The organism is Aureimonas jatrophae (genome assembly GCF_900104035.1).
Classification (GTDB): Bacteria; Pseudomonadota; Alphaproteobacteria; order Rhizobiales; family Rhizobiaceae; genus Aureimonas; species Aureimonas jatrophae.
The window spans coordinates 77,416-101,648 of the sequence record NZ_FNIT01000004.1 but is presented as its reverse complement, the minus strand read 5'-3'; the positions used below and the strand labels follow the sequence as shown (position 1 = coordinate 101,648).

18 protein-coding genes and 1 pseudogene are annotated in these 24,233 nt (G+C 70.0%); 9 read left to right on the top strand and 10 right to left on the bottom strand.

The features are described from left to right. The first annotated feature begins 12 nt into the window (after positions 1 to 12). On the top strand, positions 13 to 936 hold the full coding sequence (locus BLQ76_RS10475) for an isoaspartyl peptidase/L-asparaginase family protein (protein WP_090672849.1): 924 nt from the start codon (positions 13 to 15) through the stop codon (positions 934 to 936). Between the two features lie 147 nt (positions 937 to 1,083). Beyond that, the gene (locus BLQ76_RS10470; protein WP_090672847.1) at positions 1,084 to 2,916 is read left to right on the top strand and encodes an ABC transporter ATP-binding protein; all 1,833 of its coding nucleotides are present in this window, start codon (positions 1,084 to 1,086) and stop codon (positions 2,914 to 2,916) included. Between the two features lie 34 nt (positions 2,917 to 2,950). On the opposite strand, the gene BLQ76_RS10465 is transcribed toward BLQ76_RS10470, so the two are convergent. From BLQ76_RS10465 to BLQ76_RS10425, 9 genes and pseudogenes are all read right to left on the bottom strand, one after another. Continuing rightward, positions 2,951 to 3,784, bottom strand: coding sequence for an aldo/keto reductase (locus BLQ76_RS10465; RefSeq protein WP_090672845.1), 834 nt, complete (start codon positions 3,782 to 3,784; stop codon positions 2,951 to 2,953). Between the two features lie 86 nt (positions 3,785 to 3,870). Then, positions 3,871 to 6,168, bottom strand: coding sequence for a xanthine dehydrogenase family protein molybdopterin-binding subunit (locus tag BLQ76_RS10460; RefSeq protein WP_090672843.1), 2,298 nt, complete (start codon positions 6,166 to 6,168; stop codon positions 3,871 to 3,873). Continuing rightward, the gene (locus BLQ76_RS10455; RefSeq protein ID WP_090672840.1) at positions 6,165 to 7,151 is read right to left on the bottom strand and encodes an FAD binding domain-containing protein; all 987 of its coding nucleotides are present in this window, start codon (positions 7,149 to 7,151) and stop codon (positions 6,165 to 6,167) included. The genes BLQ76_RS10460 and BLQ76_RS10455 overlap by 4 nt, the downstream gene beginning before the upstream one ends. Further along, positions 7,148 to 7,669 (bottom strand): (2Fe-2S)-binding protein, encoded by a 522-nt coding sequence (locus tag BLQ76_RS10450; protein WP_090672838.1) that lies wholly within the window; start codon positions 7,667 to 7,669, stop codon positions 7,148 to 7,150. The genes BLQ76_RS10455 and BLQ76_RS10450 overlap by 4 nt, the downstream gene beginning before the upstream one ends. Before the next feature lie 96 nt (positions 7,670 to 7,765). After that, positions 7,766 to 9,466 (bottom strand): peptidase M14, encoded by a 1,701-nt coding sequence (locus tag BLQ76_RS10445; RefSeq protein ID WP_210285855.1) that lies wholly within the window; start codon positions 9,464 to 9,466, stop codon positions 7,766 to 7,768. 14 nt (positions 9,467 to 9,480) lie between these two features. Then, a complete protein-coding gene (locus tag BLQ76_RS10440; protein WP_090672834.1) occupies positions 9,481 to 11,202 on the bottom strand; it encodes an acetyl/propionyl/methylcrotonyl-CoA carboxylase subunit alpha in 1,722 nt (573 codons plus the stop codon). Continuing rightward, positions 11,199 to 12,818 (bottom strand): 5-oxoprolinase subunit PxpB, encoded by a 1,620-nt coding sequence (pxpB, locus tag BLQ76_RS10435; RefSeq protein WP_090672832.1) that lies wholly within the window; start codon positions 12,816 to 12,818, stop codon positions 11,199 to 11,201. Before pxpB ends, BLQ76_RS10440 begins: the two co-directional genes overlap by 4 nt. Continuing rightward, positions 12,815 to 13,582 carry a LamB/YcsF family protein gene (locus tag BLQ76_RS10430; protein ID WP_090672830.1) on the bottom strand — a complete coding sequence of 256 codons (768 nt, stop codon included), beginning with the start codon at positions 13,580 to 13,582 and terminating at the stop codon, positions 12,815 to 12,817. Before BLQ76_RS10430 ends, pxpB begins: the two co-directional genes overlap by 4 nt. Before the next feature lie 72 nt (positions 13,583 to 13,654). Then, positions 13,655 to 14,299 (bottom strand): annotated as a pseudogene (locus tag BLQ76_RS10425) (DinB/UmuC family translesion DNA polymerase); the annotation flags it as partial. A 266-nt stretch (positions 14,300 to 14,565) separates the two neighbouring features. Here BLQ76_RS10425 and dinB point away from each other — a divergent pair. Then, on the top strand, positions 14,566 to 15,711 hold the full coding sequence (gene dinB / locus BLQ76_RS10420) for a DNA polymerase IV (RefSeq protein WP_061934923.1): 1,146 nt from the start codon (positions 14,566 to 14,568) through the stop codon (positions 15,709 to 15,711). A gap of 456 nt (positions 15,712 to 16,167) precedes the next feature. Here dinB and BLQ76_RS10415 read toward each other — a convergent pair whose 3' ends face one another. After that, entirely contained in the window at positions 16,168 to 16,497 is a 330-nt protein-coding gene (locus BLQ76_RS10415; RefSeq protein ID WP_061934921.1) for a helix-turn-helix domain-containing protein, read from the bottom strand. Positions 16,498 to 16,727: 230 nt separating this feature from the next. Here BLQ76_RS10415 and BLQ76_RS10410 point away from each other — a divergent pair, with 230 nt between their 5' ends. From BLQ76_RS10410 to BLQ76_RS10385, 6 genes are all read left to right on the top strand, one after another. Beyond that, positions 16,728 to 17,345, top strand: coding sequence for a hypothetical protein (locus BLQ76_RS10410; protein ID WP_061934919.1), 618 nt, complete (start codon positions 16,728 to 16,730; stop codon positions 17,343 to 17,345). A gap of 202 nt (positions 17,346 to 17,547) precedes the next feature. Continuing rightward, positions 17,548 to 17,883, top strand: coding sequence for a hypothetical protein (locus tag BLQ76_RS10405; RefSeq protein WP_061934917.1), 336 nt, complete (start codon positions 17,548 to 17,550; stop codon positions 17,881 to 17,883). Between the two features lie 349 nt (positions 17,884 to 18,232). Continuing rightward, a complete protein-coding gene (locus BLQ76_RS10400; RefSeq protein WP_244519576.1) occupies positions 18,233 to 19,846 on the top strand; it encodes an AAA family ATPase in 1,614 nt (537 codons plus the stop codon). Between the two features lie 317 nt (positions 19,847 to 20,163). Beyond that, positions 20,164 to 22,059, top strand: coding sequence for an ATP-dependent nuclease (locus BLQ76_RS10395; RefSeq protein WP_202814956.1), 1,896 nt, complete (start codon positions 20,164 to 20,166; stop codon positions 22,057 to 22,059). 6 nt (positions 22,060 to 22,065) lie between these two features. After that, complete coding sequence (locus BLQ76_RS10390; RefSeq protein WP_061934911.1) at positions 22,066 to 23,466, top strand: UvrD-helicase domain-containing protein; 1,401 nt, start codon at positions 22,066 to 22,068, stop codon at positions 23,464 to 23,466. A 350-nt stretch (positions 23,467 to 23,816) separates the two neighbouring features. Beyond that, complete coding sequence (locus tag BLQ76_RS10385) at positions 23,817 to 24,233, top strand: nuclear transport factor 2 family protein (protein WP_061934909.1); 417 nt, start codon at positions 23,817 to 23,819, stop codon at positions 24,231 to 24,233.

Sequence of the window (24,233 nt, the reverse complement as noted above, 5' to 3'; positions counted from 1 at the left end):
GAGGAAACGCTGATGACCACGACCTTCGCGCTCGCCGTCCACGGCGGGGCCGGAACGATCCGCCGCTCGGCGCTGACGCCCGAGCTGGAGGCCGCCACCCATGCGGGTCTGCGCCGCGCGCTCGACGCCGGCACCGCCGTCCTGCGGGACGGGGGCGCGGCGCTCGATGCCGTGACCGCCGCGGTCTGCGCGCTGGAGGACGAGCCGCTCTTCAACGCCGGGCGCGGCGCAGTCTTCACGAGCGCGGGACGCCAGGAGATGGACGCTGCCGTGATGAACGGCGCGGACCGCCGCGCCGGGGCGGTGGCGGGCCTGTTCGGGCCGCGCAACCCGGTTCTGGCCGCACGCGCCGTTATGGAGCGCAGCCCTCATGTCGTGATGATCGGCGCGGGCGCCGAGCGCATCGCGCGAGAGGCGGGCCTCGCCTTCGAGGAGGCGAGTTACTTCTTCACTGAGAAGCGCTGGGACGCGCTTCAGGAGATGCTGGCGCTGGCCCGGAAGGGCGAGACCTCGGCCGACCCGGCGGTGCGGCACGGGACCGTGGGCGCCGTCGCCTGCGATCGCAACGGCAACCTCGCCGCCGCCACCTCCACCGGCGGCATGACCGGCAAGGCGCCGGGCCGCGTCGGCGACACGCCGGTGATCGGCGCGGGCACCCTGGCCGACGATCTCTGCGCCATCTCGGGAACGGGCCACGGCGAGGTCTTTATCCGCTTTCAGGCGGCGGCCGAGATCTCGGCGCGCATGCGCTATCTCGGCGAAAGCCTGGAGGCGGCCTCGGAGCACGTCGTCCAGCGCGTGCTCGCGCCCAACGACGGTTCGGGCGGGCTGATCGCGGTCGACCGCCACGGCCGCGTCGCGCTGCCCTTCAACTCGGAAGGCATGTATCGCGGCTTCGTCCAAGGTGACGCCGAGCCGGTGACCGCGATCTACTGACCACGGCCCGACCGGAAGCTTGGGTTTTTCTTCGCGGCGGGCGTGTGCAGCCCCGTTCCCGCCGCACTCCGCTTCTAGGTCGCGAGGATATTATCTGAACCTTATGGTCGGGTCCGTCTCACCCGGCTTCGCCGCCGGGTTCCCGCCATGTTCCGCTTCTTCGAATCCATCATCGACCCGTTCCGGTCCTACCCGATGCAGGAGCCACCGCGGGGTCTCGGCGCTTTCTTCTGGCACCACCTGCGCCAGGTCTGGCCGAGCTTCGCCGCGCTCGCGGTGTTCAGCCTTCTCGTTGCCCTGATCGAGGTTGCGATCTTCCGCTACATCGGCGCGATCGTCGACATCCTGAACTCCACGACGCCCGAGCGCCTCTGGGCCGAGCATGGCGGCACGTTCCTCTGGATGGGCTTCGTGATCGGCATCGCGCGCCCGCTCCTCAACGCCGCGCACGACCTCGTCAAGAACCAGACCATCGCGCCGGGCGTCACCAACATGATCCGGTGGCAGAACCACCGGCACGTGCTGCGCCAGTCGATCTCGTTCTTCAACAACGACTTTGCGGGCCGCGTCGCGGCCAAGGTCATCCAGACCGGGCCGGCCCTGCGCGACTCGGCGGTGAAGGTGATCGACGCGCTCTGGTTCGTCCTGGTCTACGTCGTCAGTGCCTTGTTCCTGTTTCTGGAGGCGGACTGGCGCCTGACCGTGCCCCTGGCCGTCTGGCTCGTCGCCTACGTTCTCGTGATGCGCCACTACATCCCGCGCGTGGCGCGCGCCGCCCAGGTCATGAGCGAAGCGCGCTCGACGCTGACCGGCCGCGTCACCGACAGCTACACCAACATGCAGACCGTGAAGCTCTTCGCCCATGCCGAGCGCGAGGACGACTACGCCCGCCACGCGCTCACCGACCACACCACGAAGTTCTACACCCAGCAGCGCTTCATCAGCGGCATGTCGCTCCTGATCAGCTTCGCCAACTCCCTTCTGATCCTCGCCACCGGCGCGCTCGCGGTCTGGCTGTGGAGCCGAGGCGAGGTCAGCGTCGGCGCGATCGCGCTGGCGAGCGGCCTCGTGGTGCGCATCATCAACATGAGCGGCTGGATCATGTGGGAGCTCACCGCGATCTTCGACAACGTGGGCACCGTGCAGGACGGCATCACCACGATCGCGGTCGGCCACACGATCCTCGACCGCGAGGCCGCGCCGGCCCTCGTCGTGTCGGGCGGCGAGATCCGCTTCGAGGACGTGTCGTTCCACTACGGCAAGCGCGGCGGCGCGCTTGACCACCTCAACCTCACGATCCGGCCGGGCGAGAAGATCGGCCTCGTCGGGCCGTCGGGGGCGGGCAAGTCCACGCTCGTCTCGACCTTCCTGCGCCTCTACGACCTGGAGGGCGGACGCATCACCATCGACGGTCAGGACATCGCCGGGGTCACGCAGGACTCGCTTCGTGCGGCGATCGGCGTCGTCACGCAGGACACCTCGCTCCTCCACCGCTCGATCCGCGACAACCTGAAATACGGGCGGCCGGGCGCCAGCGATGAGGAGATGCTGGCGGCCGTGCGGCGCGCCCGCGCCGACGGCTTCGTCGACACGCTCGTGGACTATCGCGGACGCCGAGGCTTCGACGCCCATGCCGGCGAGCGCGGCGTGAAGCTGTCGGGCGGCCAGCGCCAGCGCATCGCGATCGCCCGCGTGCTGCTCAAGGACGCGCCGATCCTGATCCTCGACGAGGCGACCTCCGCGCTCGATTCGGAAGCGGAGGCCGCGATCCAGGAGAGCCTGACCGAGCTGATGGAGGGCAAGACCGTGATCGCCATCGCGCACCGCCTGTCCACGATAGCTCGGCTCGACCGGCTGGTGGTCATGGATCGCGGACGCATCGTCGAGACCGGCACCCATGCCGAGCTGGTGGGGCGCGGCGGGCTCTACGCCCGGCTCTGGCACCGCCAGACCGGTGGCTTCATGGACGCGGCGGAGTAGGAGCCGGGCAGGCGTCGCCCGGCTCCCGGCGTCGTCAGAACTTCGCGGTCATCGGGTCGGGGCCGATGCGGCCGTCCGCGGCGTCGAGCCCGCCGATCGCAGCCAGGTCCTCGTCGTCCAGGCGGAAGCCGAAGACGTCGATGTTCTCCGCGATGCGGCTCGGCGTCACCGACTTCGGGATCACCACGAGCTCGTTGTCGACGTGCCAGCGGATCACGACCTGCGCCGCCGTCTTGCCGTGCTTTTCGGCGATGCGCGCCAGAACCGGGTCCTTCAGCATGTCGCCGCCCTGGCCGAGCGGGCTCCAGGACTCCGTCACGACGCCGCGCTGGTCCATCGCCTCGCGCAAGGCGCGCTGCTGGAAGCGCGGGTGAAGCTCGATCTGGTTGAGGACCGGCGTGATGCCGGTCTCGGCGACGATCTGGTCGATATGCTCGGCCGTGAAGTTCGAGACGCCGATCGACTGGGCGCGTCCCTCCTCGTGAAGGCGCCGGAACGCCTTCCACGTGTCCACGAAGAGGCCGCGCGCGGGCGATGGCCAGTGGATGAGGTAGAGGTCGACCGCGTCGAGGCCGAGCTTCTCGAGGCTCTCATCGAAGGCCCGAAGCGTCGCGTCGAAGCCTTGGCTCTCGTTCCAGAGCTTGGTGGTGACGAAGACCTCGTCGCGAGGCACGCCGGCCGCGCGCAGGCCCTCGCCGACGCCGCGCTCGTTCTTGTAGACGGCCGCCGTGTCGACGTGGCGGTAGCCCGCCTCCAGCGCCGTGCGCACGGCCGCAGCGGCGTCCTCGTCGGGAACCTTGAAGACGCCGAGACCCACCTGCGGGATCTCGCGTCCATCGTTCAGCTTGATATGCGTCTGCTCGCTCACGTCATCGGCTCCGGATGGGGTCAGGAGCCGTCATGTCGGGCGCGGGGCCGGGAAGTCGAGGCGCCTCGCGCCCCGACTTTCCTTGGCTACATCAGCTTGTCGAGCGTGATCGGCAGGTCGCGCACGCGCTTGCCGGTCGCGTTGAACACGGCGTTGGCGATGGCTGCCGCCACGCCCGTGATGCCGATCTCGCCGATGCCGCGCGCGCCCATCGGGGCCTGCGGGTCCGGCTTGTCGTCCCAGATCAGCTCGATCGGCGGCACGTCGAGATGCACCGGTACATGGTACTCGGCCAGGCTCGGGTTCATGATGCGCCCCGTCCGCTCGTCGAACTGCGTTTCCTCCATCAGGGCCAGGCCGAGGCCCATGATGATGCCGCCGCGGAACTGGCTCGCCGCGGTCTTCGGGTTGAGGATGCGGCCGCAGTCGTAGGAGGCGAGGAAGCGCGAGACGCGAAGCTCGCCGGTCACGGCGTTGACGCGCACCTCGGCGAACAGGGCGCCGTAGGAGTGCATCGAGAAGCGCTCGGTCTCCTTCGGGGGCACGGCCTCGCCGACGGCGTCCACCGCGTCGCGGCCCGCGCGCTCGAGGATCGAGGCATAGCTCTCGAAGCGATCCGGCTCGTCCAGCTTGGCGAGGCCGCCGTTCAAGGCGCCCACCTCGTCCGGCGACAGGCCGGCGAGCGGCGTGTCGTTGCCGGCGAGCTTCAGAAGCTCGGCCACCAGCGCGCGCTGGGCGGCGATCACCGAGGCGCCGATCGAGGCGGTCTGCTGCGAGCCGCCGGCGAGCACCATGCCGGGCAAGGTGGAGTCGCCGTAGGCGAAGGAGACGCTGTCGAGCGGCAGGCCGAGACGCTCGGCGGCGATCTGCGTCTGCACCGTCGCCGTGCCCATGCCCATCTCGTGCGCGGCGATCGCGACCTCCGCCGTGCCGTCGCGCCGGATCGTGAGGCGCGCGGCCCCGCCGGGCATGCGGTGGTAGGGATAGGTCGCCGTGGCGCAGCCAAGGCCCACCTGCCACTCGCCCTCGCGCAAAGTGCCGGGTTCGGCGCGGCGGCGCGACCAGCCGAAGCGCTCCGCGCCCGCCCGGTAGGCGGCGACGATGTTGCGCGAGGAGAAGGGCGTGCCCTTGATCGGGTCGCGCTCGGGCTCGTTCCGCACCCGTAGCTCGATCGGGTCGATCCCCATCTCGTGGGCGAGCTCGTCCACCGCCGATTCCAGCGCGAAGGTCCCGACCGCCTCGCCGGGCGCGCGCATGAAGGTGTTGGCGATCATATCGAGCTCGACCGTGTCGACGCCGAGCCGGAAGCTGTCGGCGCGGTAGAGGTTCATGGTCGCGAGGATGAAGGGCTCAGGCATGCCGTTATGCGCCGTGGTGGCGATTGTGCCGGTATGGACGATTGCCTTGAAGCCACCGTCCTCAGCCGCGCCGATGGCGACGCGCTGCTCGGTAAGCGTGCGCCCGCCGACCGTTCGGTAGACGCCCTCGCGCGAGAGCGCGATGCGCACCGGCCGTCCCGCCAGCTTGGCCGCGGCCGCGCCGAGCACCTGGTGCTCCCACAGCGTCTTGGAGCCGAACCCGCCGCCTACGAACGGCGACGTGACGTGCACGTTGGCCTCGTCGAGCCCGAAGATCTGGGCGAGCGACCAGGCGGTATGGCTGACGGCCTGCGTCGCGTCGTGGACGCGCAGGTTCACGCCGTCCCAGTGGATCGTCGCCGCGTGCGGCTCGATCGGGTTGTGGCTGTGGCGCGGCGTCCGGTAGACGGCGTCGACCCGGTACGCGGCGTGGCCGAGTGCCGCGTCGGGGTCGCCGATCTCGAGCCCGAGCGGCTGGCCCATGAACTTCGCCGGCTCGGTGCCCCGAGCCTTGGCCTCGGCAAACGAGGTCAGCGCCGGCTCGCCCTCGTAGCCGATCGCGATCAGCGAGGCGGCGTGGTCGGCTTGTTCCTGCGTTTCGGCCAGCACCACGGCGACCGGCTGGCCGTTCCAGTGGACGCGGTCGTCCTGGAGGATCGGCAGGTCGTTGCCGCCGGCGGCCTTGGGCGCGGACCCGAAGACCGGCATCGGCTTCATGCGCGGGGCGTTGCGATGCGTCATCACGAGAAGGACGCCGGGCGCGCCTTCCGCTTCGGCGGTGTCGAGCGACGCGATGCGGCCCTTGGGAATCGTGGCATAGCGCACGGAGGCGTAGGCCAGGCCCTCCAGCGGAGCCTCGGCCGCGAAGGGCGCGGCGCCCCGCACCTTCAGGGGGCCGTCGATGCGCGACACCGAGGCGCCGACCTGACCGTGCTGGGCGCGGGCCAGCGGGTCGGTGCCCGCACCCGTCGCCCAGGCCGCCGGCGCAAGGCCGGTGGGCGCGTTCTTGGAGGCGAGGCTGCTCATGCGCGGTCTCCCGACAGTCCCAGAAGCGTCGCGGACATGGTGCGCCGCGCGAGCTCGATCTTGAAGGCGTTGTCGCGCAAGGGTCTGGCATCCGCGAACTCGGCCTCGGCCGCGCGGCGCAGCGCGCTCTCGTCGAGCTTTGCGCCCCGCAACGCGTCCTCGGCGCGGCGGGCGCGCCACGGCTTGTGGGCGACGCCGCCGAAGGCCAAGCGCAGGTCGCGCACGGTTCCGTCCGGCCCGACGTCGAGCGCGGCGGCGACCGAGACCAGCGCAAAGGCGTAGGACGCGCGGTCGCGCACCTTGCGGTAGGTCGAGCGCGCGGCGAAGGGGAGCGCGGGCAGCTCGACCGCCGCGATCAGCTCGCCCGGCTGCAGCTCGGTTTCCCGCTCCGGGTGCTCGCCCGGCAGGCGGTGGAACTGCTCCAGCGGCATCGTGCGCGTGCCCTGCGGACCTTCCAGGTGCAGCACGGCGTCGAGGGCGACCAGCGCCACGCACATGTCGGACGGATGGGTCGCGACGCAGGCCTCGGAGGCGCCGAGGATCGCATGGATGCGGTTGAAGCCCTCGCGCGCGTCGCAGCCCGCGCCTGGCTCGCGCTTGTTGCAGCGCGCGGCATCGTCGTAGAAGTAGGTGCAGCGCGTGCGCTGGAGGACGTTGCCGCCCACCGTCGCCATGTTGCGGATCTGACCGCTGGCGCCCGACAGGATGGCGCGGGCGAGCGCGGGATAGCGCTCGCGCACCGCGCGGTGCTCCGCCAGTGCCGTGTTGCGCACGGCCCCGCCGATCAGGAGCCCGCCATCCGCCGTGTCCCGGATGTCGCCGGCAAGACCCGTGACATCGACGAGGCGCGCGGGGCGCTCGATGCCCTCGCGCATGAGGTCCACAAGGTTGGTGCCTCCGCCGAGATACTTCGCGCCGGCCGCCGCCGCCGCCGCGATCGCGCCTTGCGCGTCGCTTGCGCGCTGGAACTCGAACGGGATCATGCCGCCACCTCGTCGCGCTCGCGCGTGGCGAAGGTCTCGGCCACGGCCTCGACGATGCCGTTATAGGAACCGCAGCGGCAGAGGTTGCCGCTCATGCGCTCGGCGATCTCCTCGCGCGTCAGCGTGATGCCAGATGCCGCCACGTCGGCGGTGACGGCGCTCGGCACGCCGCGCGCTGCCTCGCCCGCCATGCCGACCGCCGACACGATCTGCCCCGGCGTGCAGTAGCCGCACTGGAAGCCGTCGTGCTCGACGAAGGCGCGCTGGAGCGGATGCAGCCCGTTTGCGCCCGCCAGCCCCTCGATCGTGGTGACGGAGCGTCCCTCGAACTGGACCGCGAGAGCCAGGCAGGAGACGATGCGCTCGCCGTCCACCAGCACGGTGCAGGCGCCGCAGGCGCCCTGGTTGCACCCCTTCTTGGTTCCCGGCAGCCCGAGGCGGTCGCGCAGGAGGTCGAGAAGCGAGACGCGCGGGTCGTCCGGCGCCTCGACCGCCCGGCCGTTGATCGTGATGGTCATTGAGAACCCCCTGATCTGGACGCGTTCCAAACTAGGGCGGACGTGGCGGTTACGCCAAGGCTTATTCGTCAGGGGCGCTGATCGTCGCAGGGCCGCTCAGCCGAGCGCCATGATCGCCTGCCATGCCTCATAGGCCGCAAGCACCGCCTCCATCTGCGCCGCGTGCCCGGCGGCGAAGGCCTCGCCGCCGATGGTTTCGTCGGGGTACTCGGTGACGAGCGTCACGGGAACCGCGGCGCGGCTGTCGGCCGAGACGAAGCAGGGCCAGCCGTTGCGATAGGTGAAGCCGGTCTCGCCGGCATGCCGCTCGTAGAGCGCGATCTGTCGCTGGTTCTCGGCGAGAAGCGCGGGCATCGCGGCCAGATGCCGCGTGACGCGGTCGAGAAGCTCTTCGGTCTGCGGTTCCCAGCCGGGATGGTGGCGGGCGATCAGGAAGAAGCCCTTGGGCAGGGTCCATTGTGCGAAGCCGGCGGGAACATAGCCCGACAGGGGCCGCGTCCACTCGTGCGCGGGATAGCCGTGCAGGTTGAGGTGAAGGCACGCCCCGCTCGCCGCGACGGCCATGCGGCGGACCGCTTCCTCACCTTCGCCGTCGGCCAGCTCCCGGTGCTCGAGATCGTCGCCGAAGCCGGTGTAGCGCGCGGCGTGGTGCATGTGGGCGGGGTCTTGCGCGCGCAGCCGGCGATGGATCTCCGTCCCGTCGGGGTTTTCCAGCGGCGAGACCGTGAAATGCGCGCCGGGCCGGGTCGCCAGGCGCAGAGCGGCGCGCAGCGCGCCGACCGTGCCGGTGGTCTCGTTGGCGTGCTGCCCGCCACTGATCACGACCGCCGCGTCCGTCCCGCGATGGTAGCGGGCCTCGACCGGGCGGCCGGCGCGGCTCTGCGCCAGAAACCGCTCGCCGCCGATCCGCTCCAGCGCCCGCGCCACGGCCTGCGGCGACAGGGGCTCTCTCGCCGTCTCCACGATTTCCTCGTGCGCGGGCGCGGGACGCGTCGGCTGGAAGGATCGCAGCGCGACGCGCAGCCTTGCTTCCGGCCCCATCGCCACCTCCGGCACGATCTGGCCGGGGCGCAGCCGCCGCTCGCCGGCTGCGTGTCCCGAGCGCCGACCGAAATGGGCGAGAAGCGAGAAGTAGAGGTCCTCGTGCAGCGCCTCGCGCAGGCTCGACGCCTCCTCGGCGAAGCCCAGCGGCTCGTCGGCAGCCGGCAGCGTCATGCCGACGTGGAGCTCCTCGAAGAAGGGCTCGCCGGCACCGAAGGCATGGTTCGCCACCAGACGCAGGGCCTCGTCGAAGACCGCCTCGTAGTCGGTCGCGAGCCGCCGACCGTCCGGCTCGCCGGCCCGGCGCAGCCAGCCGGTCGGCGACAGGAGACGCGTGCCGGCCTCGTCGCGGTGCACGCGGTTCGGGGCGAAGACCTCGCGCACCTCGATCCCGTCCGCGCGGTGGAGGCGCAGGCGGTAGACGAGATCGCCCGCCGCGTGCGGCGCCATGTCGAGCGGCCGGTTGCCGACGAGGGCCGCCAGAGGATAGGCCTCCAGGCGAAAGCGGTTGGGTGGGGCGTCGGCGTGCACGGGATAGTGCAGCTCGATCCGCTCGACCCCGGCGAGGTCGATCTCCTCGCGAAGGGCATGGACGAGCGGTTTGTAGGCGCTGCGGATGCGGGCCTCGATGCCGCGCTCGGCAAGGGCGCGCTCGGCGCGAACCCGGCTCGCGCGGTCGTCGAAGGTCCAGGCCTCGAACCGCTCGCCCGGCCGCGCGTCCTGCAGAAGCCGGTCCAGCGTGCGCTCGAAGCGCATCTCTCCGATAACGGTCACGGCGTGACCGGCTCGACGCGGGCGATGGTCTCGCCGGCCGCAACCCCCGCGCCCTCCGGCGCGAGGCGACGCAGGATGCCGGCGGCGGGTGCCGCGACCGGCGTCTCCATCTTCATCGCGTCGATCACGGCCAGTGTTTCGCCCGCCTCCACCGAGGCCCCATCCGATACGCGCCACTGCGCGAGCGTGCCGGGCAGGGGCGCGCAAACGGCGTTCGGATCCTCCGGCAATGCATCGGCCGGTGCGGCGACGAGGCCGCCGGAGCCGAGGAGCCCCAGCAGGGCGGGCGGCAGGCCGATCTCCACCATCCGCCCGTCGATCTCGATCGATGCGCGCAGGAGCGGCGGGGGCGGGGCGGGACGGGCAGCGGCCTCCCCGGCCATGAACTCGGTCTCGATCCAACGCGTGTGGACGGCGAAGCGCTCGCCTGCGAAGTCGGGATGGTCGAGGACGGCGCGGTGGAACGGGATGACCGTCGGCACGCCCTCGACCACGAACTCGCGCAGCGCCCGGCGCGCGCGGGCCAGCGCCTCGTCACGCGTCGCCCCGGTGACGACGAGCTTGGCGACCAGCGAGTCGAACTGGCTGGGAACGGCGGACCCGGCCTCGACGCCGCTGTCGAGGCGGATGCCCGGGCCGGACGGAGCCGAGAAGCGTGTGATCGTGCCGGAAGCCGGCAGGAAGCCGCGCCCGGGATCCTCGGCGTTGATGCGGAACTCGATCGCGTGGCCGCGCGGCTCCGGCGTCTCGCGGATCGTCAGCGGTAGGCCCTCCGCGATGCGGAACTGCTCCGCCACGAGGTCGATGCCCGTCGTCTCCTCGGTGACGGGATGCTCGACCTGAAGGCGCGTGTTTACCTCGAGGAAGGAGATCGTGCCGTCCGCGCCGACCAGGAACTCGACGGTGCCCGCGCCGACATAGCCGGCTTCCCGGCAGATGCCGCGGGCCGCCGTCTCGATGCGCTCGCGCTGTTCGGGCGTCAGGAAGGGGGCGGGCGCCTCCTCGACGAGCTTCTGGTTGCGACGCTGGAGCGAGCAGTCGCGCGTGCCCACCACCTCGACATGGCCGTGCCGGTCGGCCAGCACCTGCGCCTCGACGTGGCGCGGGCGCTCGATGAAGCGTTCCACGAAGCATTCGCCGCGCCCGAAGGCGCCTTCGGCCTCGCGCACGGCCGAGCGGAAGAGGTCCTCGACCTCGCCGAGCTCGCGCGCGATCCGCAGCCCGCGCCCGCCGCCGCCATGAGCCGCCTTGATGGCGATTGGCAGGCCGAAGCGGCGCGCGAAGGCGACGGCCTCGTCGGGGCCCGCCAGCGGTCCCTCGCTGCCCTCCGCCATCGGCGCGCCGACGCGGCGCGCGATGCGCCGCGCCTCGACCTTATCGCCGAGCGCCTCGATCACGTCCGGGTCCGGTCCGATCCAGGTCAGCCCCTCGGCGAGGACGCGCCGGGCGAACTCCGCGCGCTCCGACAGGAAGCCGTAGCCCGGATGCACCGCGTCGGCCCCGGAGCGCCGGGCGGCCTCGATCAGCTTGTCGACGTGAAGGTAGGTTTCGGCAGCGCTCGTACCGCGCAGCGCATGGGCCTCGTCCGCCATGCGCACGAAGGGCGCGTCGGCGTCGCCGTCGGCATAGACCGCGACCGAGTCGAGGCCACAGTCGCGGCAGGCCCGGACGATGCGCACGGCGATCTCGCCGCGGTTGGCGATCAGGACCCGCTTCACGGCTCGTCTCCGGGCACAAGGAGGGGCGCGAAGTCCTGCGCCGCCCGGAAGCGGATCCGCGCGCCGGGCGGGATCTGCCCGGTGAGGTCGAGATGGTGGGCGAGAAGCGTCGCGATCACGGGATATCCGCCGGTGAGAGGATGGTCGGCGAGGAACAGGACGGGCTGTCCGCCGGGCGGCACCTGCACGCTGCCGAAAAGCGTCGCCTCGCTCGGTAACTCGGCGGACACGCGCCGCTCCAGCGGCTCGCCCTCGAGGCGCAGGCCGACGCGGCTCGCCTGCGCCGAGACCCGCCACGCTTGCGCGAGGAAGCGGACGAGGGCGTCCGGCGTGAACCAGTCCGCGCGGGGGCCGAGCGCGACGTCGAGCGTGACGCACGCCCCGGCGCGCGGCAGGGCGAAGGGCTCCGGCTCGTCCAGCGCGACGGGTGAAAGCGGCCGCATGCGGCCCGCCGGCAGTCGGTCGCCCACGCGCAACGGTTCCGGCCCGATCTCGGCCAGCGTGTCGCGCGCGGCGCTGCCGAGGACCAGGGGCACCTCGATCCCGCCGCGCAGCGCAAGATACGTGCGCAGGCCCGCATCGGGTGCTCCGATCGCGAGCGTGTCGCCGTCCTCCAGCGCGATCGCGCGGCCCGGGAGGGCGTCGACGATCGACCCGTCGCGCGCGCGGATGTCCAGCGGCGCCCGCGCGCCCGCAAGGCCGATCGTCAGCCGGCCGTGCGCGCGCAGGCGCAGCCCGCCCAGCGTCACCTCCAGCGCAGGCGCCCCGGCCGGGTTGCCGACGCGGCGGTTGGCGAGCGCCAGGCTCGCGCGGTCGCTCGCGCCGGACCGGCCGACGCCCTGCGCGGCGAGGCCCGGGCGGCCGAGATCCTGCACGAGCACCGGCAGGCCGAGCCCCAGCACCTCCAGCACTGCGGCGCCGGGAGGGGGCGCCGCGCGCGGCGCGGGCCCGCGCTGCGAGACGGCGGGCATGTCCCGGAGTTCGCGGAAGCGCACGCGGTCGCCCGGCTGGAGCAGGGCGGCGGGCTCGCGCGCGAGATCGAACAGCGCGAGCGGCGTGCGCCCGATCAGCTGCCAGCCGCCTGGGCTTGCCTTCGGATAAACGCCGCTGAACGGGCCGGCGAGGCCGAGCGCGCCGGCCGGCACGCGCGTGCGCGGGCTCGCGCGGCGCGGCACCGCCAAGCGCGGATCGCCGCCCGTCAGGTACCCGAAGCCCGGCGCGAAGCCCGTGAAGGCGACGGTGTAGGTCGCCGCGCGATGGGCGCGGACGACCTCCTCGACGGCGAGGCCCGTCAGCCGCGCCACCTCGCCGAGATCCTCGCCGTCGTAGACCACCGGAATCTCGACGAGGCGCCCGGCGCCGTCCGCGTCCGCTTCGGCGGTTCGGCGCTCGCGCAGCATTGCGGCCAGCGCGTCGAGGCTCAAGGCCGCGTCGTCGAAGCCGACCAGAAGCGTGCGGGCGGCGGGCAGGAGCTCATGGACGCCTGCGACGGGTCGCGCGCGCAGGGCCGCGAGCAGCCGGAGCGTCGCATCGAGATCCGGCAGCTCCACCAGTGCGGCGCCCGCGCGTAGAGGCAGGATACGAAGGCCGGTGGCGCTCGTCTCCGACGCCGTCATGCGGGGGCGAAGGGGCGGATCGCGACGCCCTCCGCCTCCAGCGCCGATCGCAGCGCGGCCGCGATGGCGACCGCCGCCGGGTTGTCGCCGTGGACGCAGATCGTCTGCGCGTCCACCGGTACCCGCGTTCCGTCCGCCGTCTCCACCGCGCCCTCGTGCACCAGCATCAGCATGCGGCGCGCCACGGCGTCGGCGTCGTGGATCACCGCGCTCGGCCGGCTGCGGGGCACGAGCTGGCCATCCGGCGCATAGGCGCGGTCCGCAAAGGCTTCCGCGACGACCTGAAGCCCCGCCGCGCGGGCTTCGCCCACGAGCGGCGAGCCGGCCAGCGCCACCAGCGGCAGCGCGGGATCGACTGCGCGGATCGCCGCCACGACGTCGGCGGCCTGCCGCCCGCCTTGCGCGATCGTGTTGTAGAGCGCGCCGTGGGGCTTCACGTAGGTGACGCGCGTGCCGGCCGCCCGCGCCATGCCTTGCAGCGCGCCGATCTGGTAGATCACGTCGCCCACCAGCTCCTCGCTCGACGGGTCCATGGCGCGCCGGCCGAAGCCCGCGAGGTCGCGATAGCCGACATGGGCGCCGACCGAAACGTGGCGCCCGGCGGCCGCCCGCAGCGTGCGCAGGATGCCCGCCGGGTCGCCCGCGTGGAAGCCGCAGGCGACGTTGGCGCTGGACACGATCCCGAGCATCGCCTCGTCGTCGCCCATGCGCCAGGCACCGAAGCTTTCGCCGAGGTCGCTGTTGAGATCGATCGTAGGGGACAAAGGCTGCGGGCTCCGTTGTGCCGGGGTGCCGAAGGCTAGAGCGTGCCGCAAAGCCTGAACAGGGGACGGCGGCTAGAAGGGCAGGGCGAACTGGACGGGCACGGCGCTTCCCTCGTTCGCGGCGGGTTCGGCCAGCGCCGAGAGCGTGACGCCGAGAAGGCGCACGCCGCGCGGGTCGGGGGCCAGGTCCGCCAGCAGGCGAAAGGCCTGCTCCTCGAGCATAGCGCGGCTGCCGACCGGGCGCGTTCCCGAGAGCGCGCGGGTGATCTGCCGGAAGTCGGCGTACTTCACCTTCAGCGTGACCGTGCGTCCGCGCGTGCCCGACGCTTCGCAGTGCCGCCACACCTTGTCGAGGATGGGCGCCAGCGCCTCGCGCATCTCGGCCTTTTCGAAGAGGTCGCGCGAGAACGTGTTCTCGGCGCCGACCGACTTGCGGATGCGGTTGGCGCGCACGGGCCGCTCGTCGATGCCGCGCGCGATGCCATGGTAGTAGGGCCCGATCTTGCCGAAATGCTCGGCGAGGAAGGCGACGGTGCACTCGCGAAGGTCCCGGCCCGTGCGGATGCCGAGCCGCTCCATCTTGGCGGCCGTCGCAGGGCCGACGCCATGGAAGCGCCCGACGGCCAGATCTGCCACGAAGTCGGCGCCCATCTGCGGCGTCACCACGAAGAGCCCGTCGGGCTTGCGGTGGTCGGAGGCGAGCTTGGCGAGGAATTTTTATAAGTAGGTTCGGCTGTCAACTGAGAGAGAGACCATTGAGATCGTTCGGGTTTTTCGGACAGTTTACGAAAAAACGTAAACTAAATTCAGCGGGCCACGGCGTAATCTGGGAGTACGCACCGATGGGGGAGCCTTCGACCAACACCCAATCAGTTGTGGATCGCGTGACTGGCCCCGATTGAGCCACGTTCGTCCGTAGAGTACATTTCGTGAACATGGAGCACGTGGGGAAGCCCAAACCTGGGGGGACGCGAGGTCCAGCAATGCCTGCCACCGACCCGGACCATACGCAGGCCGCACTCTCGTCGGATGCGCCCCTTAAGCCGACGCGTCAGCGCAAAGTCATCCATGTCGACATGGACGCTTTCTATGCAAGCGTGGAGCAAAGGGACAACCCCGAGCTGCGCGGCCGACCCGTCGCTGTCGGCGGATCGCGGGAACGAGGCGTGGTCGCGGCGGCAAGCTACGAGGCGAGGCGCTTCGGGGTTCACTCTGCCATGCCGTCAGTCTCCGCAAAGCGCTCGTGCCCCGAGCTCGTGTTCGTGAAGCCGCGCTTCGACGTGTACAAGGAGGTCTCGCTCCAGATCAGGGCGATCTTCTCCGAGTACACGTCCTTGATCGAGCCGTTGTCGCTTGACGAAGCGTACCTCGACGTCACCGAAAACCTGAAGGGTGTAGAGTACGCCACCCAGATCGCGAGGGAGATACGGACTCGCATCTGGGAGGAAACCAGCCTGACAGCATCCGCTGGTATCAGCGTGAATAAATTCTTGAGCAAGATGGCATCCGATCAGAACAAGCCGAATGGCCAGTTCGTGATCACGCCAGATATGGCTCCGTCTTTCGTTGCGGGTCTCCGGGTCGGGAAGTTTCATGGCATCGGACAGAAGACCGAGGAGAAGATGAATCGCCTCGGAATCTTCACTGGCTTAGATCTACGGGCCATGTCAATTGAAGCCCTTCGACAAAACTTCGGCAAGTCGGGGAGCCACTACTATTGGATCGCCCGAGGCATCGATGATCGGCCGGTCCGCCCGGATCGCATCAGGAAGTCCGTCGGCGCCGAGAACACCTTCGAGCGTGACCTCTCCTCCTACGAGGAGATGACGGAAGTCCTGGCTCCAATCATCGACAAGGTATGGAACCATTGCGCGAGGACCGGGATACGCGGTCGTACCGTCACCCTGAAGGTCAAGTACCAGGACTTCCAGCAGATCACGCGAAGCCGGTCGGTGCAGGACGAGGTCCAGGGTAGGGACGGCATCGCCCGGATCAGCGGAGAGCTGCTCGCGGGTCTTTTCCCCATGCCGAGGCCCGTCCGTCTCCTCGGCGTGTCCCTTTCGGGTCTCAACACCGAGGCCGACGAGGCCGTGACGGATGATGGCCCGCAGCTCTCGCTGGGGCTCTAGGAAAGCCGAACCAGGCGCCGGCGCGAGGATCCCGGTCACCTCCGCTTACGACCCGTAACGTGCGACATGCGCGCCATCGGCGGCGGTGCACGTTCGGCTCGGGCGGCGACCGGTATGCGCTTCGCCCGGTTGTTGTCCCATCGGGCGCCCCTGACCAACGCCCGCGTGCCCGCCAGTGGGCAGTGCGGGCATCCGAACGGAGCATGGCGGATGCCTGCCCGTTCCTCCCGCGCCGGCCCCGGCCTCCGGACGCTAGCCGCGGTCGAGGATTCAGGCTCAGTCCTCCTTGCGGCCCCGAGCGTGGCCGGCATGCCCCTGCCATCATCGTGAAGCCAAGGTGCTGACCTCCCGTCCCATCCGCAGTCGTCACGACCGGACGCAGGACGTGCCGCGCGCCGAACATGGAGTCCAGTTGGATCAGGCTGCTCTCGAACGGAGGTGGCGGGCGGACCGCTATCAGGTTTCGGGTTCGGCTTGGTTCATCCGGCTGCGGCGCTGGTCAGCTCGTTTCCGCGTCCAATCCATACCGGTTTCGCGAGAGACGCGAACGCCGGGACCGTGCGACTCCGTCTCCCCCAAGAAGATCACGCCCTCCTCCTCCAAGACCTCCTTCAAGATCTCCAACGTGGAGAGCAGGCAGTCGGGATTGCCCGCCTCCAAGTTCAGGAGCGAGCGGCGCGACACCTGGGACCGTTCCGCCAACTCGTCGAGGGAGAGTTTGGCCAGCAGCCGAGCGGCTTGGAGAAGGTTCGGATCGAAGGGCATCTGCGCCTGAGCATCGCCCATGTGTCGTCCTTGTCAACAATTAGGGCGGTCCTGCGCTCGGTTGCACTTGAGGTGCAGTCCATTAGCGTGAGAGTGCAGTCCGTTGCATTTCTCGCCTCCACATCGTAAGGAATCGCCATCGAACGACGGCGTCGCCGATTCGCGGGGGACGACCCCGTCCGCGGCGGGGCGCGCGAGCGGAGGTCGGTGACGTGCCCCCAGTCCCATCCATTCACGAAGAGATCCTTGGAATGGCCCAGGCACGCCGCGACCGGAGGTCCGCGCGCCATGCGGACGAGGCGAACCGTCGGGAGACTTCGCTCGGGGCACGCCTTCCGTCCGCCGACGAGCTCCTGCGCGGCCATCCGCTCCTCGGGAACGACATCAGGCGCGACATCGTAGGATTCGTGGATAGCGCCTTTGTAGAGCTGACGGACGAGGAGGCCGCAGCTTCGCTGCGCCGGCTTGCGGAGGCATCTCGCGTCGGCAAGCAGGACGGTGAGGCGGACGACGCCGCCATCCTGAGTGCGCTGCGGGCATGCCGCCTGTCGTCCGAAGCGGACGCCGACGGTAGCATTCGCCTCCGCTGCGTGATCTACGCCGCACTGCTGGGCGACATCGACGCCGCGCATGCCGTTGCCGCGGAAGCCGCGCTTGCAGCCTACGTACAGGACTGGCACCTCGAGGGCGACGGCAGCGTGCTCGTCTGGCAGGCCGCGGCATGGTCCGCCTATGCCGCGACCCAGGTCGGCGTCTTCAGGCGGCTGCCCTACGCAATCACCGAGATGCCGTCGGCCAGGGAGCGCGTGGACGCGTTCGCCGACGAGTTCCGCCTCAGGGTTGGCCGCCTGGCGGCCGAGGTGGACTGACCGTGCGGTTCGTTCCGAAGGCAGGCTTGGCGGAGGCAAGCGCCCCGCAGGCGCCGCACAGGGGACCGACACCTGGCCGGGTCCTGCGGCACCGAGCGACGCCGGGTCTAGCCAACCCCACGGCACGGATATGCCTCGCCAACTGACGCCCACCCCCGTCGGTACCGCGCCGCCGCGAGCGGCCAAAGCGAGAGCACACCCCATGACCATCCTTCTGACCGCCCATGGGTGGCGGGACCAGCTCGACACCGAGATCGAGCAAATTTCCGACCTCCTGCGCGACCTTTGCCACCTTCGCGATCACGGCTTGCCCCCGGGTCACATCCTTGCCGCCGCGCCCCTTCTCGACGACTGGTCCCCGGCGGCGCGCAAGGTCCCTTGTCTCGTGGGACGCCCCCACGGCCATCCACACGTCTCCGGACGAAAGGCTGCCGTGACGTCCCCGCTGTGCCTTCTGTCCCTCGAACAAGGTTTCGCCCGAACCGCCAGCCGCTTCTGGCGCTTGGGCAACGCCGCGGCGGGGGTGTCCGATGTCTAGGCGCCTCGACATCGAACCCAACTCGATCGCCGGACGCCTGATGCCAGCGACGAGGATCGCGGACGAACTCCTACGTGCGACGTTCACCCAAGGTGGGTTTCCGAAGGCGCTGTCGCGGGAGGCGAGCTTGGTCGTCGTCTACGGGGTTCGTCCCGACGACGCGGCCATCCTCAACCTCGCCGCGCAGGACCTGATCGGCGGAACCGAGGATGATGCCTGGAGCGTGGAAGCCAGGGTGCGGGACTGGACGGACTTGGATGCCCAGCGTCCGGATTATGTCCAGCGCCTTCTGAACGAGGCCAGCGTCGCCACGCGTACCGTTATCGTCCTTTGCCGGCGCCGAGCGGACGTGCCCACCGTCGTCGAAGCGGTCGCCGACGCCGTCCTGCCGCTCGCCGACCGCAAAGGGACTGTCGAGGCGTTCGTGGAGGAGATCGGCAAGTTCCTGCCCGACACGGCGCTCGTGGCGCGGTTGTCGGCCTTGCCGCTCACGTACCTCAACCTCGTCTTGAGGCCGGGGGCGTCCCGCGAGCGCATGTGGACCGTCGCCGGGCGCCTGCGGCGAACCGTCAAGTCGAACGGGGACAGGAAGCCAAGTCCGCAGGACGACAAGCGGACCAAGAAGGCGGGAGCTACCCGGCCAACCCGATCGACCAACGAAAGGCATCCCGAGCGTCTCGAAGACATGCCGGGCATGGGCGAAGCCCAGCGATGGGGCCTGTCCCTGGCTGCCGACCTAGCCCGCTACCGCGATGGCTCACTGCCGTGGAGCGACGTGGAGAACGGTGCCGTCCTCCACGGGCCGCCGGGAACGGGAAAAACGCTGTTCGCGCGCGCGCTGGCGGGGTCCTGCGGCGTCCCGCTGTTTTCGCATTCCTTCGCCTCGTGGCAGGCCAAGGGCCATCTGGGAGACCTGCTCAAGGCGCTTCGCGCCGCCTTCGACGAGGCTCGGAAGGCTGCCCCGTGCGTTCTGTTCATCGACGAGCTCGACTCCGTGGGGAACCGCGAAGAGCCGTTAGGAGACCACGCCTCCTACCAGCGCCAAGTCGTCAACGGTCTCCTGGAATCCCTCGACGGCACCGTCGGCCGCGGCGGCGTCGTGGTCGTCGCGGCAACCAACCACATCGCCGCCATCGACCGGGCGGTGCTCCGGCCGGGTCGACTGGGTCGCATCGTCGAGATCACCCTTCCCGACGTCGCAGGGCGGGTCGCAATTCTCCGACACCACCTTCGGGGGGACCTGGCCGACGTCGACCTCCAAAGCCTCGCCGACGAAATCGGCGAGGCTTCAGGTGCAGTGCTGGCGCAACTCGTGCGCGAGGCTCGAGCCGCTGCCCGGCAGGACACCAGGTCCCTGCTTGAGGCCGATCTCTGGACTGCCCTGCCGAAGGGCACCGAACTCTCCGAGGCGTCGTTCCGGCGGGCATGTGTCCATGAAGCTGGGCACCTTGTCGTCGGGTTGGAACTGGCCGCCGTTTCGGGCCTCGTCCCAACCGGCGCGTCGGTCCGGCGCCGCGTTCGGAACGGCAAGGAGAACAAGACCGACTTCAGGGTCGACGAGGGGTTTGACAGTACGCGGGAAAGCCTGGAGGCGACACTCATGGTTTTCATGGCAGGCCTCGCGGCGGAGGAGGTCGTCCTCGGCTCAAGGGGCGCCCTCTCGGGAGGCAGCGCGGATGCGGACCTTGTCAGGGCGACGAAGCTTGCGCGGTCGGCGCAGCGCTCGCTTGGCCTTGGCGAGCGACTGTCGTCGATGCCGAAGGACGGGGTCGCTGCCTTGGACGACCTCGACCTGTCGAGACGGGTCGAAGACATGCTGACGAGGTGCCTGACAGAGGCGAAGCTGATCGTCGAGCGGCGAAGGCCGGATGTCGAACGTGTGGCCGCGCGGCTCGTCGAGGCGCAGGAGTTCGCCCTGGGGGTCGACGTTGCGTCACCTCTCAGCTCCTCAGCGGCGCCATGACGTACCGGCTGGCTCGCGATCGTTGCGCCAACGAGTTTGACCGTCCCTGTCGGCGAGCGTGGGTCGTGATCACCAATCAGCAGTTTGAGGCGCTCGTTGTGAACAGGGGAACCGCACCGGGAAAGCTCGAGGCCGAGCGTGTCGAGTTGTAGGCCTGACGAATCGTCTTCTTGCAACTGCGACAGTGACGGTTTGGCAGTTCTCGATGGGGTGCTGCCGCATTGAGGCCATCTCCGGGGAGACGGCCCTCCACACGAACTTCCACCACCTGACGGACGCGGACGGCGACCTTCCCGAGAGGGATGTTGCGTCTCGCTATGCGGGGGGCGCAGCACCAAGGCCTCCAATCCTCAAACACGCTGGCGCAGGGTGCGTTCGCACCGCGAAGGGGACGGACAGCCGGCCCGAACCCCGTACGACGCAGGCCTGAACCGCCCGCCTTACGTTTTCGCGCCCAGCCCGTAAGCTCGCCCTTCGGAACGGGGCGAATCAGTGGCATGGCCAGGATACGGAAACTGGAGATCGAGAACTTCCGCGGGATCCGCGGCCTTGAGTGGCATCCGTCGCCGGGATTCAACTGCCTGGTAGGGCCTGGGGACGCAGGGAAGTCGACGGTGCTGGACGCCATCGACCTGTGCCTCGGGGCACGGCGCAATCCCCAGTTCACGGACTCCGACTTCCACGGCCTGGACTGCGACCGATCCGTCGCGATCCGGGCGACCGTGGGGGATCTGCCTCCCGACTTGCAGTCCTTCGAGGCGCACGGACACCATCTGCGGGGCTACGACCCGTTGCTGGGATCGGTCGAGGACGAGCCCGGCAACGGCCTCGATACGGTGCTCACCGTCGAGCTGCGCGTGGGCGACGACCTCGAGCCGCGTTGGTGCCTCGTGTCCGACCGCGCGACGCGTGCGGGCGTCGAGAGGTCGCTCTCTTGGCGGGACAGGCTCAAGCTTGCCCCGACGCGCCTCTCCGGCGCGGGGGGGCACCACCTGGGCTGGTCGCGCGGCTCGATCCTGAACAGGCTCTCCGACGAGCGGGCGGACGTCTCGGCCGCCGTGTCGCGCGCCGCGCGCCAGACGAGGTCGTCGCTGGGAACCGAGGCGGGCAGCGACCTCGCCAAGGCACTGGCATCTGTCCACGCGCTCTCCGTACGGCTGGGCGTCCCTGTCGGCGACGGGGTCACCGCGATGCTCGACGCCCGGTCGATGGCGTTCGGCAACGGCACCATCTCCCTTCACGACGAGGGTGGCGTTCCGCTCCAGGGGTTGGGACTCGGCTCGTCCCGGCTCCTCGTCGCCGGGATGCAGCGCGAGGCGGGATCCGGTTCCTCCATCGTCCTCGTCGACGAACTCGAGCATGGCCTCGAGCCGCACCGCATCCACAGCCTGTTGTCCGAACTCGGCGCCGCGGACAGGAGGGAGCCGCTACAGGTTTTCGCGACAACCCATTCGCCTGTCGTGGTCAAGGAGTTGTCGGTCGGACAGTTGCATGTCGCGCGTCGGTCGCGCGAGGGGATCGCCAGCTTGCGGCGCGTCGCGGCGACAGAGGAGATGCAGAAGGCAGTGCGCGCCTGTTCCGAGGCCCTCCTTTCGCGAACCGTGCTGGTGTGCGAGGGGCCGACCGAGATCGGCCTCGTCCGGGGATTGGACCGTTTCCGCACTGCCGGAGGTTCGGCGCCGGCCGGCGCGCTCGGCGTCGCCTTCGTGGACGGCAATGGGCAGAACACGTATCGCCGCGCATTAGCATTCCAGGCCTTGGGTTACCGGACCGCGATCCTGCGTGATCGGGACAAGGAACCCGACCCTACCGAAGCAGCCGCCTTCGCGCGAAGCGGCGGCGTGACTTTTGCATGGCGCCAGGGAAACGCGACCGAGGACGAACTTTTCGCCGCACTGACCGACGGCGCGGTCGGCAGCATGCTGGACGCTGCCGCATCTTGCCGGACCCGGGAACACGTCGACAGCAACATCCGCTCGCTGTCGAACGGCAAGACGACGCTGGACAACGTGGAACTCGACATCGTTTGCGGCGCCCTTGATCGGGAAACGCGTGCCTTCCTCGGCAAGGCGGCCAACAAAGGCAAGTGGTTCAAGACGATCACCGACATGCAGGACGTCGCGTCGGACGTCGTGGGACCGGACCTGTCGTCCGCCGACCCCGAGTTCGTGAAAGTCGTGAATGACGTTTTCGGGTGGCTCGCGGGGGCTTAGGGCGGCATGGACCTGCTCTCGATCGAAAGGGGCTCCGTCGTTGCGCCGGCGGGATGCGGGAAGACGGAGCTGATCGCCGCTGCCCTCAAGCAGCACCGCGGCCGCCTGCCCATACTCGTCCTGACGCACACCAACGCCGGCGCGGCTGCCCTGCGGGCGCGCACGGCCCGCGACGGCGTGTCTCCCCGTGCGTTCCGGGTGTCGACGATCGACGGCTGGGCCATGCGCCTGATCTCGACGTTTCCAGCTCGAAGCGGCCATGACCCTCTCGTCCTCGGCGCCAAGCCGGACTACCCGCTGATCCGCGCCGCAGCGGACGCGCTGATCCGCAGCGGACATCTCTGCGACATCCTCGCGTCCACCTACGAAAGGGTTGTGATCGACGAGTACCAGGATTGCTCGCGGCTCCAGCATTCACTGGCGGTCGGGCTCGCCGACGTCCTGCCGACCGCCGTCCTCGGCGACCCGATGCAGGCGATCTTCGACTTCGCCGACGACGACCCGATCGTGGACTGGGACGGCCAGGCCTTGCGGGCCTTTCCGGAGGCGCACACCCTCCGAAAGCCATGGCGCTGGATCAATGCGGGCGCCGAGCCGCTCGGGCACTGGTTGCTCGACGCGCGGGAACGGCTCGCTACGGGACTCCGGCCTGACCTCCGCGGGGTGAGGGGCGTCGAATGGGTCCGTCTCGACGGCGGCGCGGAGGACCATCGGAAGCGGCTGGGGGCATGCAACACGCGCGCGCCCGAGAACGGCCGTGTGCTGATCATCGGCCATGGCCAGAAGGCGTCGGTCCGCCATGGGTTCGCCAGCCGGGCGCACAGGGCCGTCACCGTCGAGGGGGTGGAGCTGAGGGACCTGATGCGCTTCGCGGCCTGTCTCGACTTCGGATCGCCCGACGCCACGGACACCATCCTCGCATTCGCCGCGAGCGTGATGACGGGGGTCGGGCAGGGCGCCTTCCTCAAACGGCTTGGCACGTTGCGCAGCGGCCGCCAGCGCAGCGCACCGTCCGATGCCGAGGCGGCGGCGCTGACCTTCGAGAGGGACAGGCATCCGCAGGCGGCGGCGGAACTCCTCATGCGGATCGCGGGGCAACCTGACGTCAGGGTATACCGTCCGACGATCCATCAAGCTTGCCTTCAGGCCCTACGGCACTGCCCGGACGGTGACTTCCGCGCGTCCGTCGTCCGCGTGCGCGAGGCGAACCGCCACCTCGGCCGCGAACTTCCCCGGCGCGCGGTCGGAAGCACTCTGCTGCTGAAGGGGCTGGAGGCCGACGTCGCTGTGGTGCTCGATGCCGACGAGCTGTCGCCCAAGAACCTATACGTGGCCTTCACCCGTGGTGCCCGACGTCTCGTCGTGTGTTCGCGGCATGCGGAGCCGGGCCGGCGGTCAGGCGGATAAGGCACCAACTGGGCGCTGAAGCCAGTGATCGGACTGCGCGGCATGCGACCGTCCCGGGTTGGGAAACGTGGCTCAACGCGCCCGGCCGGCCGGGAGCTTGGTGAGGACGCCGATCCGTGATTACGTCTGTGTAGGCTGTGCATCCTGTCCGCGCGATTGAGTGAAGCGGCGCTTCCGCTATCGACCCAACGAAGCCCTTTGGTGCCTTTTCAGCTTGCGCCGTTAGCGGACGTTCCGTCTGGACGCCGAACTGAACCTGCTCGTCTCTAATTTTCAATCCTTTGGGAATAAGCGCCGTTCCCGGACGTCTTCCGTTGGCCAATCGCGGCCGAACCGAAGGACACCGAGCCATGAAGACCCTCCTTGCAGCCATCGCCATTCTTTCCGCCGGGGCCTCGACCGCGCTTGCGGGTCCCGCCGGCGACATGGCGAAGGCGCATATCGAAGCGATCACCAAGGGCGATAGCGCCGCGGTCACCGCCGCCTATGCCCCGTCCGCAACGCTTCACTGGGTCGGCGGTCCGCTCGATGGCACCTACACGGGCCCCGAGATCGCCGCGACCTGGGCAAAGTTCGCCAAGGCGCAGACCGGCCTCAAGGCCACCGTCGTCGAGATGCGCGAGAGCATGAACCCGAAGGGCGCCACCGTCGTCGCCGATGTCGTCTTCGCCAACGACAACAAGATCCCGGTGCGCTACGTCATGATGTTCCGGGACGGCAAGCTCACCGACGAGATCTGGCAGATCGACCCAACGCTGGCGAAGTAA